Origin of the sequence: Paraburkholderia aromaticivorans, assembly GCF_012689525.1 — a bacterium.
In the GTDB taxonomy this organism is placed as follows: Bacteria; Pseudomonadota; Gammaproteobacteria; order Burkholderiales; family Burkholderiaceae; genus Paraburkholderia; species Paraburkholderia aromaticivorans_A.
In genome coordinates this window covers 465,008-479,174 of record NZ_CP051515.1, presented here as the reverse complement: position 1 = coordinate 479,174, position 14,167 = coordinate 465,008, and the positions used below count along the sequence as shown (strand labels likewise).

Annotated in this window: 15 protein-coding genes; 4 read left to right on the top strand and 11 right to left on the bottom strand. The window is 60.9% G+C overall.

Annotated elements, in window-relative coordinates; genetic code table 11:
- Positions 1-13 precede the first annotated feature (13 nt).
- The 3 genes from HF916_RS13995 (at position 14) to HF916_RS13985 (ending at position 2,817) form a co-directional block, all read left to right on the top strand.
- Entirely contained in the window at positions 14-457 is a 444-nt protein-coding gene (locus tag HF916_RS13995; RefSeq protein WP_168789538.1) for a hypothetical protein, read from the top strand.
- Positions 458-634: 177 nt separating this feature from the next.
- Positions 635-1,369 carry a TetR/AcrR family transcriptional regulator gene (locus HF916_RS13990; RefSeq protein ID WP_168789537.1) on the top strand — a complete coding sequence of 245 codons (735 nt, stop codon included), beginning with the start codon at positions 635-637 and terminating at the stop codon, positions 1,367-1,369.
- Between the two features lie 107 nt (positions 1,370-1,476).
- A complete protein-coding gene (locus HF916_RS13985; RefSeq protein WP_168789536.1) occupies positions 1,477-2,817 on the top strand; it encodes a sensor histidine kinase in 1,341 nt (446 codons plus the stop codon).
- A gap of 15 nt (positions 2,818-2,832) precedes the next feature.
- On the opposite strand, the gene HF916_RS13980 is transcribed toward HF916_RS13985, so the two are convergent.
- The 11 genes from HF916_RS13980 to HF916_RS13930 all read right to left on the bottom strand — a co-directional run bounded on the left by HF916_RS13980 (position 2,833) and on the right by HF916_RS13930 (position 12,656).
- On the bottom strand, positions 2,833-3,093 hold the full coding sequence (locus HF916_RS13980) for a hypothetical protein (protein WP_168789535.1): 261 nt from the start codon (positions 3,091-3,093) through the stop codon (positions 2,833-2,835).
- 186 nt (positions 3,094-3,279) lie between these two features.
- The gene (locus HF916_RS13975; protein WP_168789534.1) at positions 3,280-4,326 is read right to left on the bottom strand and encodes a branched-chain amino acid ABC transporter permease; all 1,047 of its coding nucleotides are present in this window, start codon (positions 4,324-4,326) and stop codon (positions 3,280-3,282) included.
- An 8-nt stretch (positions 4,327-4,334) separates the two neighbouring features.
- Positions 4,335-5,219, bottom strand: coding sequence for a branched-chain amino acid ABC transporter permease (locus HF916_RS13970; RefSeq protein WP_168791992.1), 885 nt, complete (start codon positions 5,217-5,219; stop codon positions 4,335-4,337).
- A 14-nt stretch (positions 5,220-5,233) separates the two neighbouring features.
- A complete protein-coding gene (locus HF916_RS13965) occupies positions 5,234-6,004 on the bottom strand; it encodes an ABC transporter ATP-binding protein (RefSeq protein WP_168789533.1) in 771 nt (256 codons plus the stop codon).
- Positions 5,985-6,755 carry an ABC transporter ATP-binding protein gene (locus HF916_RS13960; protein ID WP_168789532.1) on the bottom strand — a complete coding sequence of 257 codons (771 nt, stop codon included), beginning with the start codon at positions 6,753-6,755 and terminating at the stop codon, positions 5,985-5,987. The genes HF916_RS13965 and HF916_RS13960 overlap by 20 nt, the downstream gene beginning before the upstream one ends.
- A gap of 45 nt (positions 6,756-6,800) precedes the next feature.
- Positions 6,801-7,490, bottom strand: a complete 690-nt coding sequence (locus HF916_RS13955; RefSeq protein ID WP_168789531.1) for a DUF2848 domain-containing protein — start codon at positions 7,488-7,490, stop codon at positions 6,801-6,803.
- Between the two features lie 56 nt (positions 7,491-7,546).
- Positions 7,547-8,782 carry an ABC transporter substrate-binding protein gene (locus HF916_RS13950; RefSeq protein WP_168789530.1) on the bottom strand — a complete coding sequence of 412 codons (1,236 nt, stop codon included), beginning with the start codon at positions 8,780-8,782 and terminating at the stop codon, positions 7,547-7,549.
- Between the two features lie 59 nt (positions 8,783-8,841).
- Positions 8,842-10,185: an amidase gene (locus HF916_RS13945; protein ID WP_168789529.1), complete on the bottom strand. Its 1,344-nt coding sequence runs from the start codon at positions 10,183-10,185 to the stop codon at positions 8,842-8,844.
- Between the two features lie 2 nt (positions 10,186-10,187).
- Entirely contained in the window at positions 10,188-10,574 is a 387-nt protein-coding gene (locus tag HF916_RS13940) for a cupin domain-containing protein (protein ID WP_168789528.1), read from the bottom strand.
- A 40-nt stretch (positions 10,575-10,614) separates the two neighbouring features.
- Positions 10,615-12,093: a 4-hydroxyphenylacetate 3-hydroxylase family protein gene (locus HF916_RS13935; protein WP_168789527.1), complete on the bottom strand. Its 1,479-nt coding sequence runs from the start codon at positions 12,091-12,093 to the stop codon at positions 10,615-10,617.
- A 32-nt stretch (positions 12,094-12,125) separates the two neighbouring features.
- Entirely contained in the window at positions 12,126-12,656 is a 531-nt protein-coding gene (locus HF916_RS13930) for a flavin reductase family protein (protein ID WP_168789526.1), read from the bottom strand.
- 276 nt (positions 12,657-12,932) lie between these two features.
- On the opposite strand from HF916_RS13930, the gene HF916_RS13925 reads away from it, so the two are divergent.
- Positions 12,933-14,156, top strand: coding sequence for an IscS subfamily cysteine desulfurase (locus tag HF916_RS13925; protein WP_168789525.1), 1,224 nt, complete (start codon positions 12,933-12,935; stop codon positions 14,154-14,156).
- The last annotated feature ends 11 nt before the right edge of the window (positions 14,157-14,167 follow it).

Genomic DNA, 14,167 nt, shown 5'->3' with positions numbered 1-14,167 from the left:
GGAGCATCGCAGCGTGAGTCACCTGTTCATCGCACTCGGCGTCTTTCTGTGCGTGTTCAGCAGTGCGCTGCTTGGACTGTACTTGAGCTCCATGTTGCCCGATCATCATTTGAGCGATGCGTCGAGCAGCGCAATCAAGCTCGCCATCGGTCTTGTGGCGACGATTGCGGCCTTGGTGCTCGGCTTGTTGATTTCGTCCGCGAAGGGCTCGTTCGATACCGTCGATAACGACCTGATTCACAACGCCGCCAACATCATCCGGCTCGATAGCGTGCTGTCGGAGTATGGGCCGCAGACTCAGGACTTGCGTAGTTCGCTCAGGCGCAATTACGCCGCCTGGATCGATCTGCTCGCCTCCTCCGACGCCACCCGTGCAGCCAGATTGGATAGCCCCGAAATTCGAGATGGATACGCCGCTCGACGGCATCGTCAAGATACCGATCGCCCCGATGCGTGATGCGCTCGCGCGCCTCGGCACATAGCCGGCCAGGTTGCGCAGCACGCGCACGCGGCATGAGGCAGTCGCGCGTGAAACACTTATCGTCGATATTTCCAGCGCGAAGATTTTGACTTTTCCCTGTCGGCCGGTCAATATATCTTTTCATTGTAAAAATACCGACCGCGACCCACAACCATGAAAGAAGCAACGTCACGCCGCAAAGCGTCCGCGCCGCCGAAAGCGCCAGCCCCAGCCCCAACTCCAGTTGATCACTCGTCGCGTGACAAACCGTATCATCACGGCGCGCTGCCCCATGCGCTGCTCGAAGCGGCGGAGGTCGTGCTACGGCGCGACGGCATTCGCGGCCTGACGTTGCGCGCTATTGCACGTGAAGCGGGCGTATCGCATACGGCGCCCCAGCATCATTTCGGCGACACAGCCGGTGTGTTGAGCGAACTTGCCGCCAGCGGACACCGGCGGCTCGCCGCTACCATGGCGGAGCAGGCGGACGGTATCGAAGCGGGCCAGGCGCGGCGCAAAGCTACCGCCCGTGGCTACGTCAGGTTTGCGGTGGCCAATCCCGATTTGCTGCACCTCATGTCGCGCAACGAAATGCTCGACGCCGCGCGCCCTGCCCTCGTGCAGGCGCGGCAAGCGTCGGCGCGCGCCCTGGCCGGGGTAGTCAGCGCGCCCACCGAACGCACGGAGGAGGATAAGTCCTCGTTCGGCCGAACCACTGCGGCTCAGGCCATTGCCATGACCGCAGCCTGGGCGTACGTTCACGGGCTTGCTTTGCTTCTGATCGACGGACGCCTGAATGCGCTGGCCGCATCCGCCGACGGCATACGAAGCGCCGAGGATCTGGTGGAAGCCGCGATCGAGCACGTCCAGATCGTTCCCGCCGATCCCGCAGGCAAAGGCAGAAAATGAACGCGAGGCTCACGTCGCGATGAAACAACGCGCATCCTGAAGTCAACGACGGGAAGGCGTGCTTCCTCTCGCGTCCTGGCCACTCGCTCTTCGTGAAGTTCACCTACATGCTCAAATCGCTCCGCAACCAACTCGTTATCGCAATCGGCGCCGTGGTGAGCCTGTTCGCTATTCTGCAAGGCGTCAGCTCCTACCAGTTCTGCGTGGCCGGCATGAGCGCGGTGCTCGACCTGCGCATGGAACAGGTCGCATCGCGTTTACGGGGCGGCTTCGGCGACGGCATCCCGACGGTTCCGGCGCGCGGGTCGCAAGACGCCCGCGATATTTTCATCGTCATCTGGAAGGAAGGCGAGACACAGCCGGTGCGCTCCACCGAGCCGTCGCTGCTCCTGCCGCGCGATGCGGCCGCGGGCTTCACGTCGCCGGTCGTCAATGGCGAACGGTGGCGGATCTACACCGCTCGCGACGGCGCTCAGACCATGCAGGTCGCGCAGCGCCTGTCCGTGCGTCATGAGATCGAGGAGACCGCCGCGACGAAGACCCTATGGCCGATCGTCGTGCTGATTCCGCTCGTCTGGGCCGCCGTTATCTTCGTCGTGAGTCGTTCGTTGCGGGAACTGAACCGGCTTGGCAACGAGGCCCGTGTTATCGATGTGAACCATCTGCAAGCGCTGCCGCTCACAGGCGTACCCACCGAATTGCTGCCGTTCATCCGCTCGATCAATCTGATGATCGAGCGACTTGCCCGCTCCATCGAGAGTGAACGCAAATTCATTTCCGATGCCGCGCACGAGTTGCGAACGCCGCTCACGGCTCTGCAATTGCAGGCCGATAATCTGCAACGCGACATCATGCCCAGCAATCAGGAACGGTTTCGCGCGCTTCAAGGCGGTATCACACGAAGCAGCAATCTGATTTCGCAGTTGTTGCGGCTCGCGCGCGCGGACGCGCCGCCCGTCGGTCAATCGCTGACACGGGCAATGGTCAGCGTCGATGTCGCGGCCGCCGTCGTCAACGCCATTTCCGATGTGCTGCCGATTGCCATGCAGCGTGGCATCGACATCGGCGCGGACGAAATGGTCAGCGCCAATGTGCGCGCAATCGAACTCGACGTCGGCACGGTGATCAAGAACCTCGTCAGCAATGCGGTTCGCTATACGCCCGACGGCGGCACAATCGATTTGTCGACCCGCGTGCAGGCCGGCATGGTCTCTGTCGAAGTGAAGGACACCGGCTCCGGTATCGACGAAACCCTGCTGCCTCGCGTGTTCGATCGGTTCTTTCGCGCCAATACGGACATTGAAGGCAGTGGGCTCGGACTGTCGATTGTGAAAGCGATTGTCACGCGGTATGGCGGGACGGTGACGCTGCGAAATCGCGGCGATGGGCAGTCCGGCATCGTTGCGACGGTCAGTTTTCCGATCGAGCCGGACGGTGGTGGTCGATGAGTTTCATATCCGGTTTTAGTGGCGCAAGTAAATCGACTTCAGACCCACGTCATGGCCCGGACGCAACAACTCGACCGAAGCTGCGCTCGCATGCGTGCCGTTGTTGCCGACAGCCGGCGCGGTATGCGCCGACATTTGCGGTGAATCGACACTGACGACTTCATAGGCCACCGTCTCGACCTGCATTTCATCGATCTGCGTGACAGGTTGCGCGAACGCCGCAGTCGGCAAAGCGATCATGCCGGCGATCAGTGTGGTGCGAAGAAACTTGTTCATGGTCATTCTCCTTCAAAGTTGCAACTTCATTCTGGGTATGGGATGCGGTTCGCGCTATCGCGACGTTGCTTGCCGGGTCAATCGCGGCTCCGTTTGCAAATGAACGGCGGTTCTTTACGAAGTAACCCGGCCAGCCACGAAGACATATTGCGCGCCCAGAATTAGCGCTGAATGAGGGAACCCGGATTACCCGCCCTGCCCTTCGGCCAGCCCGGTCCGCACAGCGTCGTGCTGCGCCGGACGTTCAGCGCCGCGGGCTCGCCTACGCCCGCGCCGTGCCATCCATTGCGCGCATTCCCCGACGATGCCGCGTCTGAACAGCAAAACACAGGCTACGAACATCACGCCGGTCAACAAACTGACCGACTCGCCCAACCCTTGAAACCACGCGATCTGCGTCACGTCGGCCAGCCAGCCGCCAAACGCAGCCAACCTGGATTCCAGCACGACGACGATCACCGCGCCCACCACCGGGCCCAGCCGCGTTCCAAGGCCGCCGATCAACGTCATCAGAATGACCGTACCGGATAGCGTCCAATGCACATCCGAGAGCGTCGCAAAACCCAGCACCAACGTTTTCATCGCACCGGCAAGCCCCGCCATTGCGGCCGATAGTACGAACGCGAGAAGCTTGAAGCGGTCCACGTCGTAACCGAGGGAAATCGTCCGCGCTTCGTTCTCTCGCAGCGCCGTGAGGATTCTTCCAAACGGAGAATGAATGACCCGGCCAAGGAACAGAAAGACGACCGTCGTAATCGACAGGATCACGAAATACAGCGTTAGATCGTTATCGAGCGGAAGCACGCCGAACAGACGCCCGCGCGGTACGCCTTGCAAACCGTCTTCACCGCCCGTGAACGGTGCCTGAACGCAGAAAAAGAACAGCATCTGCGCAAAGGCCAGCGTCACCATTGCAAAATAGATTCCCTTGCGGCGAATGGCGAAGAGCCCGAATATCAGCCCGAGTGCCGCGCCCACACCCGTACCGAGAAGCAACGCCACTTCCGGAGGGCAGCCATGGTCCCGCATGGCGCTGCCCGCGATGAAAGCGGCCCCGCCGAAGAACGCCGCGTGCCCGAACGACAGCAAGCCGACATAGCCGAGCAGCAAATCCAGCGAGCACGCGAACAGGGCGAAACACATCAGCTTCATCAAGAACACCGGATAGGCACCCATCCACGGAGCGACAGCCAGACAGCCCAACACGACAACCCCTACAATCCAATTTCGCATGATGTGCCTCACTTCGAATTGCCAAACAGACCACTTGGACGCACGAGCAGCACGAGCGCCATGATCACGAACACGACCGTCGCGGACCCTTCCGGATAGAACATCTTGGTCAGCCCTTCGATCAGGCCAAGGCACAGACTGGTAATGACCGAGCCCGCGATCGATCCCATGCCGCCAATCACGACGATCGCAAACACGGTGATGATCACGCTCTGGCCCATCAGCGGCGACACTTGCATGACGGGTGCGGCGAGCACGCCGGCCAGCGCGGCAAGTGCCACCCCGCTGCTGTAAGTCAACGTGACCATGGCCGGTACGTTGACGCCGAATGCCGCCACTAGCTTGGGGTTCTCGGTCGCCGCGCGGAGCAGCGCGCCAAGATTCGTACGCTCGATCGTCCACCAGACGCCGGCACACACGAGCAACGACGCCACCACCACCCATCCCCGATAAGCCGGCAGCACCATGAAACCTAACTGCATGCCTTGCATCAGCCCCTCGGGCGCCGGATAGGACATGCCCGAAGCACCATAAAGGGACCGGCATAGTCCCTCGATAATCAACGTCAGGCCCAACGTGAGCAGTAAGCCGTAAAGATGATCGAGCTTGTAGATCCGGCGCAGCATGGTCCGCTCGACGAGCGCCCCTAACACGCCGGCCACGAACGGTGCGGCGATCAGCATCGGCCAATAGCCGAGACCGAGATAGTTCGTGCCCATCCATGCCAATAGCGCACCTAGCATGAAGAACGCGCCGTGCATGAAGTTGATGACGTTCAGCAGCCCGAAGATGACAGACAAGCCCAGGCTCAAGACAGCATAGAAGCAGCCGTTCATGAGACCGAGGACCAGTTGGCTGGAGAACGCCGCAAGCGGAATACCAAAGAGTTCCACGATGATCGTCCCGTTCAAACGTTGAGCAGTTCCTGAAGCACGCCAGTCTTTTCGGCTAGAAGGCTTGCGTCGAATGTTTCGACGATCTGCCCGTGCTCCATTACGTAAAAGCGATCGGCGAGCGGAGCCGCAAATCGGAAGTTCTGTTCGACCAGCAGCACCGTGAAGCCGCGCGACTTGAGGAGCGTGATGACGCGCGCCAGCGTCTGCACGATCACGGGCGCCAGCCCCTCCGAAATTTCGTCGAGTAGCAACAGGTTGGCGCCGGTGCGCAAAATCCGCGCAATCGCCAGCATCTGCTGCTCGCCGCCCGACAGGCGCGTGCCCTGACTCGCTCTGCGTTCCGCGAGATTTGGAAAAATCTCGTAGATCTCTTCGAGCGACATGCCGATAGCATTCGACACCGGCAGCCGCGGCGGCAGCAGCAGGTTTTCTTCGCACGACAAGCCCGCGAAAATGCCGCGCTCTTCCGGGCAATAACCGACACCCAATCGCGCGACGCCTTGCGGTGGCATCCCGATCGTTTCCCTGCCGTTCACGCAGATCGACCCTCGCCGTGCGTCGGTTAAACCCATGACGGACTTAAGCGTCGTACTGCGCCCGGAACCATTGCGTCCCAGCAACGTGACCACCTCGCCGCGTGCCGCGCGAACCTCGACGCCGTGCAGAATGTGCGATTCCCCATACCATGCATGCAGTCCCTTGATATTCAGAACATCGGCACGTGTTTGCTGGTTGTCCGCCGACGCCAGGCTCTCCAGGCGTTCAGTGTTCAAGCGATCCATTTTCGGTCCCCATGTAGGCTTCCCGCACTCGAGGGTCGGCGGCCACGACTTCGTAGGCGCCTTCCGCGAGAACCTCTCCGCGTTGCAGCACCGTGATGGTGTCCGAGATGCTGGAAATGATTTTCATGTTGTGTTCGACCATCAAAATTGTTCGGCCGGCCGAGACCTTCTTGATGAGCGCCGTGACCCGATCCACGTCTTCATGACCCATGCCTTGGGTCGGTTCGTCGAGCAACATCAACACCGGATCCATCGCGAGCGTCGTGGCAATTTCGAGCGCACGCTTGTGGCCGTATGAAAGCTCGGCGGTTTTGATGTCGGCAAATGCGGCCAGGCCCACTTCATCGAGCAGTTCCAGCGCGCGCTTCCTGAGTCGACCGAGCACCGCGCTACTCATCCAGAAACGGAACGACACGCCAAGCGCGCGCTGCAAACCAATACACACGTTCTCAACCGGGCTCAGATGCGGGAATACCGCGGAGATCTGAAACGATCGAATCACGCCACGTCGTGCGATCGAGGCCGGCGCCGCGCGCGTGATCTCCTTGCCGTCGAAGAAAATCTGCCCTGATGTGGGCGTCAGAAACTTGGTCAGCAGGTTGAAGCAGGTCGTCTTGCCCGCGCCGTTCGGCCCGATCAGTGCGTGGATCGTGCCGCGCCGGACACGCAAATCGACGGCGTTGACAGCCGTAAAGCCGTTGAACGACTTGGTGAGGCTGCTGGTTTCAAGAATCAGGTCGGTGTGCGCCATACCCGCTCTCCTCGTCCATTGGACGCATGCGTTAAAAAGAGGGTTTCAGCCGACCACGGGGAGCGTTTCGATCGCATAGCTATGCGTCAACGAGCGCCGCAGGATCGGATCTTCGAGTTCGATGTCGAAACGCTCGGCCGGCCTGATGCCGCCGAGCGCGGCGAGCGTGCCGCAGAGCATGGCTGTGCGATCCACGAAGCGGCCGTCCCGGCGGGCAAACTCGTCGAGCAGATCCTGCGGCGCGCGCATGGCTGTCACCTTGCCCTGCTGATAGAGCACGCGCTCGCCGTCGATCGTCGCGTAGGAACGCAACACGAGTTCGTCCCAGTGACCGGCGACCTCGCTCAGGCGCCAGAGCTTGCGTGAACACGGCTTGCCGCACATCTGTTTCGATACGGTGATGCCGTAGGTTTCCACTTCGCGATCGGTGTGGTCGGACGCGATACCGACGAACGTTTCGCCCGCGTCTTTCAACAAGACGAATTCCACTTCGCCACTGCTCTGCGTGCCGGTCGCCTGGATCTTCGGTGTCGGTTCGAGCCGGTCGGCGGCGACACGGTAAAAGACGGGCGTATAAGCCGGCCGCTTGACGCCCAACTCTTCCAGCTCGCGAATGTGCTTTTCCATGGCGACGGTGTCGCGGCCGGTCCAGCCGGCGATGACCAACGTGTCGATCGAGATGATTCGCCCGAACGAACCGTGACTGTCTTCGACCTCAAACGAAATGTCTTTCATCACATACTCCTTAAAAGCGTGTGCCCGTTCGACGCCCCGGCCACACGCGATTCGATTCAGTTAGATTTCGCGGTGACGAGCGGACAGCGGCTCGCACTGAGCGGCGCGAACGCTTCCTGCGCCGGAATGACCTGCTTGATCGTGTAGTAGTCCCACGGCTTTTTGGACTGTTGCGGGCTCTTGACCTCGGCCAGATACATGTCGTGGACCATCAGGCCATCGGCGCGAATCGTGCCGTTCTTCGCGAAGAAATCGTCGACAGGGGTTTTCTTCATCTGCGCGATAACCGTATCGGCCGCATCGGTTCCGCTCGCCTTGATGGCTTTCAGGTAGTGCAGCGTCGACGAATAGACGCCCGCCTGGACCAGCGTCGGCATGCGCCCGGTTCTCGCGAAGAAGCGTTGCGACCACGCGCGACTTGCGTCATCGCGGTCCCAATAGAAAGGCGTGGTCAGCATCATTCCCTGCGCCGCCTGCAGTCCCAGGCTATTGATGTCACTGATAAATAACTGCAAACCCGCGATTTTTTGCTTGCCTTGCCCGATCACGCCGAATTCGCGTGCCGTCTTGATCGCATTCACGGTATCGCTGCCCGCGTTGGCGAGGCCAATCACCTTTGCTTTCGACGCCTGAGCCTGCAACAGATAGGACGAGAGATCCGACGAATTGATCGGATGCTTCGCCTTGCCCACTACCTTGCCGCCGGCTGCCGTCAATGCGGCGGTCGCGTCCTTTTCCAGCGACGCCCCGAGCGCATAGTCGACGGTCAAAAAGAACCAGGTGTTGTCGCCGCTGCGCGCCATCGACTTCACGAGGCTCGTGGTGAATGCATACGTGTCGTACGAGTATTGAATCGTGTACGGCGAGCAGTCTTCATTGCTAAGACGTGTGGTCCCGGCGCCGCTCGCAATGGCGATCCGATGCTTCTCCTTCGCCACGTTCGACACCGCCAGCGCGACGGAGGACGGCAACAAGTCCTCGACCATGTCCACGTGCTGGTTATCGAACCAGTCTCGCGCGACGGTGGCGGCCACATCGGTCTTGTTCTGATGATCGGCGCTGATCACTTTGATGGGTACGCCATTAACCTTGCCACCGAAATCCTCCGCCGCCATCTGCGCAGCGACCACGGAACCCTTTCCGCCGATGTCGGAGAAGATGGAAGACATATCGGTGAGCACACCGATTTTCACCACACCGCCATTGGTCATGACCGGATCGGCGGCATGGGATAGAGCGGCGCACAGCATGGCCGCGACTGGCACGGCGGTAAGCGCGGAACGTTTGAACATGGACTCCTCCTTGATAGGGATAGCGAGCGTGGTGCCGGACGGCTAACCAACGCGCGATGTCAGCCGGTATGACGCAGAATCGCTTCGACACCGGCGCCGATTGCAAGCAGACGCCGGTCGCTCATCGGTCGTCCCATCAACATCACACCGACGGGCGCGCGACCCGTCTCGTGACAAGGAATGGACAACGCGCACAGATCGAGCAGGTTGGCGATCGACGGATTGCGCAGTAGCAGCCGATTCGTCGACGTATAGACACGCTCGTCGGCAAGATCCGCGATGCGCGGCGCGACAATGGGTACGGTCGGACATACCACCGCATCGAACGGCTGCAATTCGATATCGGCCTGCCTGCACAGCAGCGAGCGGCGAGCTTGGGTGCGGATGTATTCGGCTGTGCTTTGCTGGCTGCCGAAACGGATGCGGGACAGAACCCGCGGGTCATACTGATTCGCCTGGTTGCAGATCATGTCGACGTGCCACGCCCACGCTTCGGCAGCTACCAGTCCGCCGTGCTGCGTCAACTCGGCGAGTGCGTTCCAGCTGTCGAATTCCACTTCTCGCAGCATCGCGCCGGCTGCCGCGAGTCTGGAGAGCGTGATCTCGAACGCGTGGGCCACGTGCACGTCCATGTCGTCGAGCACCGGTTTCGTCGGCACGGCGAGGCGCAAGCCGCGTACCGAAGAAGGCGACGTTGACGCGTCTGTTTCGCCGGCCATGACCGAATCGATCAAGGCACAACACGCGACGCTCGGCGCCATGGATCCGACCGAGTCGTAACTGCACGACAAGGGCACCACGCCGTCCAGTGAAATACGCGACGCGGTGGGCTTGAAACCGGTTACGCCGCACAAGGCCGCGGGAATCCGGCACGAACCGCCCGTGTCCGAGCCGATCGCGGCTGCCGCCATGCCGTCCGCCACCGACACCGCCGCGCCGGAGGATGACCCGCCAGGAATGCGCGCCGTCTCGCGATCGAACGGATTCGCCGGCGTGCCGTAGTGCGGATTGATGCCGAGACCCGAGTACGCGAACTCCGTCATGTTGGTTCGGCCCACGAATACGGCGCCGGCCGCACGCAACCGGCCAATCGCCACGGCATCGCGCGCGGCTGCCTGCTCGGGCAGAATGCGCGCCCCAGCCCGGGTGATTTCGCCTTGCACGTCGAAGAGGTCCTTGACCGAAATCGGGATTCCGGCGAGCGGGCCCGCGACACCGTATCGACGCAGCGCATCGCTCGCCATCGCCTGCGTGGCCGCCGCGGGGCTGGTGCCGTGCGGGAAGACTCTTCGGCCCTCACCCGCATCGGCTTCGATGTTCCCGACACATGAGGCGAGCAGCGCCTGTGCGTCGAGATGGCGATTGGCGAGTTGAGTACGCAGGGCGTCGATGGCGGGCAACATGATCAGGCCGGATCGAAGTAGTGAATCTCGAGCAGCACGCAGCCCTTTTCCGACTTGAACGGACCGTGGTAGGCGCCGGGCGGCCGCACCGCATAGGTGTAGCCATTGAACGGCGTGCCGCCTTGACCGACTTCGTCGTTGCCGACCGTCAGGTCGCCCTCCACCAGAAACACCTCTTCCCAGTAGTCGTGCACGAACGGCCTCTTCGTAAAGAGTCCGGCAGGCAAGCGCAGCAAACGCGTGCGGCTGCCTTTCCTGTTCTCCGTATCCAGCGAGCCGGAAAGGATCAGTTCCTGCGCGCCGGAAGCGGGATCGTAGCCTTCCGGCAATTGCCAGCCCCGCTGCATTTCCAGCGTGTGAAACTCGTCATGAAGTTTGTTGATTGCCATGCTGCTCTCCTGTGTGAGTTGGAATCGGTGCAATGCGAAATCAGGCGGCCTGCAATGTCGCGAGTTCAGCGCCGAGCGAGTAGCTCGACAACAGTTCGTCGACGAGGCTCGTCGCGCGCGGCCAGTCGTAGGTGCGGAATGCGTGGCCCTTCGTGACGAACGACGCGCCCGCATAGAACAATTCGTATTGGTTGTGGCGCGACGCGAACTCGGAGCCGACAGCGTCCCACGCGAGCTTGAAGAACTTGACGCGTTCCTCGGGGCTGCAGACAGGTGATTTCTGGGTCTTTTCGATGATGCGCAGGAGATCCGGATTCTCGAAGTCGCGAATGCTCGACGGCAGCATGATCATTCCGCCGCCCGCGAGTTCGCGCAGCGTGTTGAGCACCTTCGAATACAGTTGCTGCGTCACCACCTGCGAGCCGTAAAGCATGTTGCGGTCCGGCACGAAGTAGCCGTTCTCGACGCGGCCCTTCGCCTCCATGCCGTAGACCCACGCTTCCACCATCGACGCTTCAGAGGCGAGTTGCCCCAACGTTTCGCGGACTTGCGGGAAGCTGTTGGTCCCGTTGATTTCCGTGATCTTCAGCGCCACACCGACGAGGAAGCGCAGCTTGACCATCAGGCGTACCTGGCATTGGTAGTTCTGATAGCTGTGCGCAGGTGTTGCGTGGAATTGCTTCGCGCACATTGCCACGTCGCCGGCCACGAAGATGCGCTCCCACGGCACCTTGACGTCGTCGAAGTACAGCACTGCGTCGTTTTCGTCGTAGCGGCTCGACAGAGGGTTGTCGAAAACCGAAGGCGAATTCTCTTCGTACGATTTGCGCGACATCACTTTCATACCCTTGGCGTTCATGGGTATGGCGAACGACAACGCATACATCTCGTCGCCCGGGCGTAGCGGCTGGATGCAACTGCAGAAAACCTCGTTTGCCATGATGCCGCTGGTAGCGAGCATCTTCGCGCCGCGCACGGTGATACCTTCCGCGTCCTGATCGACGATACCGACCGCCAAGTACTTGTCTTCCTGCTCGTGCGCCGCCTTCGCCTGATTGGCCTGAGGATTGACGATCACATAGGTGAGAAAGAGGTCGTTGTCGCGTGCATATTTGTAGTAATCGCGCAAGGCGCCGGCGCGCGCCGGATCATACTGCTCGAACACATCGATGCCCATATACATGCCCGAGATGCACGAAGCGACGTGATCTGGCGAACGGCCCATGAAGCCGTAGTGGAGTTCCGTCCATGCTTCGAGCGCGGAGCGCCGCTCGACCAGTTCGTCATAGGAGGTCGGCAGTTGCCAGATCTTGCTGATGCGACGCCCGGTGTCAGGCGACGCGAAGGTCATCTTTTCGACGTTCTCGGGGCGAGCCTGGAAGTCGTACAGATTCGCGTAGCTGCGAATGGAATTGCGAAACGCGGGATGCGCCGTCACATCGCCGACGGCTTGACCGTTGATATAGACCTGCCGTCCATCGCGCAGCGACGCGATATGTTGAGTGCCGTTCTTGATCATGATGTTCTCCAAAAATTGGGGCAGCTATGCGCTCAAGCGGAAGGCTGGTGAGCACCGTTGAGCGTGTGGTATCGGCCGCCGAAGAAGACGAGCGGTCGGCCTTCCGACCGGGTTTGATATTTCTTGACGCGACCGACGAAGATGACGTGGTCTCCACCGTCGTACTGCGCATACGGCTCGCATTCGAAAGTGGCCAGCGAGTCGGGCAGAAGAACCGCGTCGGCGCGCTTTTCCGAAACGCCGGGCATGCCTCCCCATTTGTCGCTGTTCGCCTTGGCGAATCGATTCGACAGATCCTGCTGGGCTTCCTCGAGCACGTTCACCGCATAGGTGCCGACCGCGCTCAGGTCGGGCAAGCTCAGGTTTCGCCGGTCGACGGAAAACAGAATCAAGGGCGGGTCGAGCGAAACGGAGTTGAACGACGCCACGGTGATACCGATGGGCGGCGCGTTGTCTCTAGGCGCCGTGATTACAGCCACCCCTGTCGCGAACATCGACAACGCCGTGCGAAACCGCCGTTGCGTGTCCGCATTGTCCGTAGACGTCGTAGTGCTTTCTCTCATCTCGCCCTCCTTCCGGTGCACCGCCGACAAGGCGATGCTAGAATTCATCACACAAAGCGTTGTTTATTAGCTTTGTTACTTAGCTTTTATTACATGCTATTCAATAAAGCTAAGCAAGCTATCGTAAACCCCGATTTGAAGATGGCATGGAAGCGACGACCCTACTCGCTGGATGGATGTTGGCCAGGAGGCGGTCGACTCCGCGCTACACTCCGTTCGCTGCATCTGCCGGCATGCACTCGATACGAATCGGCCGGGCCTTCTGGAATAGAAACAATGCAAACCAAGCAGTCATCCCGTCCGATTTATATGGACTACAGCGCAACGACGCCGGTTGATCCGAGGGTCGTCGCAGCCATGCTTCCGTTCCTGAACGAGAGCTTCGGCAACCCCGCCTCCCGCAGCCACAGTTACGGCTGGGAGGCAGACGACGCGGTGGAAACCGCTCGCACACAGGTTGCCGAGCTTCTGGGAGCGGACGCGCGCGAAATCGTCTGGACCTCCGGCGCGACCGAAGGCAACAATCTCGCGATCAAGGGCGCTGCCAATTTCTATAAGGAAAAGGGCCGCCACATCGTCACGGTGAAAACCGAACATAAAGCGGTACTGGACACGTGCCGCGAGTTGGAACGACAGGGTTTCGAAGTGACCTACCTGGACGTCCAGCAGGACGGCCTGCTGGATCTGGGCGTGCTAGAGAATGCGATGCGGCCCGACACGGTGCTCGTCTCGGTCATGATGGTTAACAACGAAACGGGCGTCGTGCAACCCATTGCGGAGATCGGTGCGATGTGCCGCGCCAAAGGCATCGTGTTTCATTGCGACGCGGTGCAGGCGGCGGGCAAGATTGTGATTGACGTCAATGCGCTGAATGTGGACCTTCTGACCGTGACGGCTCATAAGGTGTACGGCCCGAAAGGCGTGGGTGCCCTGTATGTGCGCCGCAAACCGCGCATCCGGATCGAAGCGCAGATGCATGGCGGCGGCCATGAGCGGGGAATGCGCTCGGGAACGCTGCCCACCCATCAGATCGTCGGCATGGGTGAAGCGTTTCGAATTGCAAAGGAAGAGAGGGTGTCCGAGAGCCGCCGGGTCGGGGACTTGCGGAATCGGCTGCTGGCAGGCTTGACAGAGATGAAAGAGGTCTACGTCAACGGTGACATGACACACCGCATTGCGCACAACCTGAATGTCAGCTTCAATTTCGTGGAAGGCGAATCCTTGATCATGGGCATCAAGGGGGTCGCGGTCTCATCGGGATCAGCCTGCACGTCGGCTTCGCTGGAGCCGTCCTATGTCTTGCGAGCGCTCGGCCGCAACGACGAGCTGGCGCACAGCTCGATCCGCTTCACGCTGGGACGGTTTACCACGGTGGAAGAAGTCGATCAGGTGATTCTGCAGGTGCAGACCACCGTGGCCAAACTGCGTGCGCTGAGTCCGCTTTGGGACATGCACCTCGAAGGAATCGATCTGAGCACGATTCAATGGGCCGCGCATTGAGCAGCTGGCGT

What these genes read in the sequence shown, in the direction of transcription:
- HF916_RS13990 (WP_168789537.1), top strand. Translation starts at nt 635, where the DNA reads ATGAAAGAAGCAACGTCACGCCGCAAAGCGTCCGCGCCGCCGAAAGCG.
- HF916_RS13985 (WP_168789536.1), top strand. Translation starts at nt 1,477, where the DNA reads ATGCTCAAATCGCTCCGCAACCAACTCGTTATCGCAATCGGCGCCGTG.
- HF916_RS13980 (WP_168789535.1), bottom strand. Translation starts at nt 3,093, where the DNA reads ATGAACAAGTTTCTTCGCACCACACTGATCGCCGGCATGATCGCTTTG.
- HF916_RS13975 (WP_168789534.1), bottom strand. Translation starts at nt 4,326, where the DNA reads ATGCGAAATTGGATTGTAGGGGTTGTCGTGTTGGGCTGTCTGGCTGTC.
- HF916_RS13965 (WP_168789533.1), bottom strand. Translation starts at nt 6,004, where the DNA reads ATGGATCGCTTGAACACTGAACGCCTGGAGAGCCTGGCGTCGGCGGAC.
- HF916_RS13960 (WP_168789532.1), bottom strand. Translation starts at nt 6,755, where the DNA reads ATGGCGCACACCGACCTGATTCTTGAAACCAGCAGCCTCACCAAGTCG.
- HF916_RS13955 (WP_168789531.1), bottom strand. Translation starts at nt 7,490, where the DNA reads ATGAAAGACATTTCGTTTGAGGTCGAAGACAGTCACGGTTCGTTCGGG.
- HF916_RS13950 (WP_168789530.1), bottom strand. Translation starts at nt 8,782, where the DNA reads ATGTTCAAACGTTCCGCGCTTACCGCCGTGCCAGTCGCGGCCATGCTG.
- HF916_RS13945 (WP_168789529.1), bottom strand. Translation starts at nt 10,185, where the DNA reads ATGTTGCCCGCCATCGACGCCCTGCGTACTCAACTCGCCAATCGCCAT.
- HF916_RS13940 (WP_168789528.1), bottom strand. Translation starts at nt 10,574, where the DNA reads ATGGCAATCAACAAACTTCATGACGAGTTTCACACGCTGGAAATGCAG.
- HF916_RS13935 (WP_168789527.1), bottom strand. Translation starts at nt 12,093, where the DNA reads ATGATCAAGAACGGCACTCAACATATCGCGTCGCTGCGCGATGGACGG.
- HF916_RS13930 (WP_168789526.1), bottom strand. Translation starts at nt 12,656, where the DNA reads ATGAGAGAAAGCACTACGACGTCTACGGACAATGCGGACACGCAACGG.
- HF916_RS13925 (WP_168789525.1), top strand. Translation starts at nt 12,933, where the DNA reads ATGCAAACCAAGCAGTCATCCCGTCCGATTTATATGGACTACAGCGCA.